This is a genomic window from Pauljensenia sp. 20925_1_34 (assembly GCF_041432775.1).
GTDB lineage: Bacteria > Actinomycetota > Actinomycetes > Actinomycetales > Actinomycetaceae > Pauljensenia.
Window position 1 is genome coordinate 1 of sequence record NZ_JAPWAG010000052.1, and the last position, 2,790, is coordinate 2,790.

At 52.1% G+C, this 2,790-nt stretch carries 2 protein-coding genes; one reads left to right on the forward strand and one right to left on the reverse strand.

What is annotated here, in order from left to right; all coding sequences use genetic code 11:
- Positions 1–235 precede the first annotated feature (235 nt).
- Positions 236–1,693, reverse strand: coding sequence for a hypothetical protein (locus O3669_RS10770; protein ID WP_371524838.1), 1,458 nt, complete (start codon positions 1,691–1,693; stop codon positions 236–238).
- 150 nt (positions 1,694–1,843) lie between these two features.
- Between O3669_RS10770 and O3669_RS10775 the strand changes: the two genes are divergently transcribed.
- Positions 1,844–2,359 carry a transposase gene (locus O3669_RS10775; RefSeq protein WP_371524840.1) on the forward strand — a complete coding sequence of 172 codons (516 nt, stop codon included), beginning with the start codon at positions 1,844–1,846 and terminating at the stop codon, positions 2,357–2,359.
- Positions 2,360–2,790 lie beyond the last annotated feature (431 nt).

A 2,790-nucleotide genomic window follows, 5' to 3' on the forward strand; every position in this document is an offset into this window, starting at 1 on the left:
GTTAGCATGAGGAGACTTTGACCAATTCACATACTACCAGCTACAACAACCCGCTTCACACAGGTCCGATGTAACCAACACTGAAATACAAACCCTACTAAATGCGAAGCCATCACACGAAAACAACACGAAACATCACCTTGGGCAACCCGAGCCATAGGGGCAGCGCGACTAGCCACTTTACACCAATCACGACATCGAACCAAATGAACCAACGGGCCCTTAGCACTCATTGTCACAGGTCGTAACGGAACCAAGGATTTCGATCACGGGCAATTTTGTCATTAGCGGATGAATCCATCTCAGCCCTCACTGTGGAAGCATCAATCTTGTACCGTGAAATTAAATCGACCTGTTTACCTTCATTGATCAAAAAGGCATTAATTGTCGCAAGGAGGTTCAACGCACAATCATCAACTTCTGTACTCAAATCGCGAAGAAGATCCCGAATTAGGAGCTGCATTTCAAAAACATCACTGGCAGGGCCTTTCGGACTCATTGAGAACTCACCGGTTCGATATAGCGGATCAGTCAAATTGAGCGCCATCAAATCCTTCTCAATACCACGTAACGCGTCTGCAACGTCAGGTAGATGAGAGTTAGCAACATCTCTTGCCTGAGGCACGTTTTGAATCGTAAGATCACCATCAAGATCACTAGAGATGAGCGGCTCAAGATCTATCGCGAACTTCTCTCGATTACTCCGACTGGTCACTGCAGCAATGGTGTCAGATAACGCAAGCCTATTCGCCTCCTCCAATTCATAAGCATCTGAATTAATTTGCTTCACCGCCGACTCGAGCTCAGAGATGACAGCATCCACACTAGCAAAGGGATTTTCGAAGAAAGACTTAATAGATCCCTCAATCACCTTATCCGAAAGGACAAATAATAATTCGTCCGCAATAGAGTCAGCAAGCGTCAATCCACGGGCCAAATTTGTCGCACCTTTTGCACCCAGGATCGTTTGCACAACTGAGATAACGTTTGAAATAATCTTTAGAGTAACAACCAGGTTACCCGCCTCAGACTTGGCCATTAGCGCCTTACAACCTTCAATGGCCGATGAAATACTATTTTTGACCGCCTCATGCGAATCTTCCATCACCTGCTTCTCCGCCGTAAGCGCAGCCAACAGACAACCACTTAATGCACGGTACGCCAAAATCGTATTGATCGTCTCCGGGACCTGTTTTCTAAAATTATCAAACGCGACTCCATTGAACAAAGTCTGAGCAGCAGTACGAGCCGCATGAAGGGCGGGGCGCATTCCACTAGGATCCTTTCCATCTTCCCCTTCTGCCGCCACATTCAAGCGCACGACTATACCCTGAAGCCCTTCACACGCAGAATTAATCTCATCAGGCTCTGGAATATTATGAAAAGGCTTGAGGGCGGTCCGAACCCTACTCCTAATTGTATCAAAAGTTGGCTTATATGTATTGGTAATAGATTCAGGAGTCGTCGAATGATCACTCACACGCACGCACGTTCCCCCACCATTCCCATTTTCACCAGGAGCACTAACCACGATTGATCGCATAGCCCCAGGACCCGCAGCAGTTGAGTTCGAAGGACCGGTTTGAATATACTCATTCCCCACTTTTTGAAAGTGACACTTATGCATATACGCATCAATGGCTACAACAATCAGCTCATCCTCGAGATGATAGATCTCATTGATAGGAAACATGGCACTCCATTCATTGATTATACCAGTTTGAATGTAGCTATACTAAAGCACATTGACTAAACTATCAACCCTTTTCGAGCAACGATGTGGCGGCGGTGTCATAGGGTGTAGGCAATTTGTGTGGTAGCAGTGCTGTTGGAGGGGCTGGTTGTGAGCTGTCGTCGGATGTTGAGTGTTGAGGATCGTGCGGCGATTATGGTGGGGTTGGAGGCTGGCTTGTCCCAGGTGTGTATCGCTCGTTTGATTGGGCGTAGTCCCTCGGTGGTGTGCCTTGAAATCGCCCGCCACCGCGGTCCTGATGGGGCGTATCGGGCCCAGGACGCCGGGAGAGCGGCGCAGGTGGCCAGGCGCCGCCCCAAGAAGCGGCTCCTGGACCGCGACGAGGTTCTTCGCCGCCGCGTGCTTGCTGATTTGTCTCAGGGGCGCACGCCCCGCCAGATCAGCGGGCGCCTGAGCATGGAGGCAGGTGGCACAGTGGCTCCTATGGACAATTCTCCGCACGCCCAGGGCCATACGATCAGCCACGAGGCGATTGACACGTGGATCTACGCCCACCTCAACAAGACGCTGATCGAGCATGGCATTTGCCTGCCATCGCGCAGGTGGATGCGCAAGAAACCCCCTGCAGGGGAGCGCAAACCACCCATTGTGGCTCTTCATAGTTGAGTGTGGGTGAGCGGGTGTTGGTCGGGGGGTGCGGGTAGAGGTCGAGGTCCTTGATAATGAGCGGATTTCCTGCTTCGCGAGCGTGAAGGATCTCGGTCGGTGTCTCCCCCCACCTGTTGCTACTCCGCTTCGCTTGAATGTTGTCATCGATGTGAGCATCTAGCCGGTCTGGAGGGCTTCCACGTGATGGGTACAGCTCGCAGCCAGAATGCTCCGCGCTCGATGTCGAGTCGCGCAACCAGATGGTGGGTGTGGGGCAATTTCTCGAGGGCACGGGCGTGTGGCGGTGGAGGTGATCGACGCGCCTTGGGCTGGGATACCGATGGCGGGATTCTGGGGTGGTTACAACGCGCGTTGTACCCTGCGCACCAGTTCGAGGCGCTGCTTGGGCGTGTCCGAGGTCAGTGTTGCGCGGGGACGAGCGTGATGCC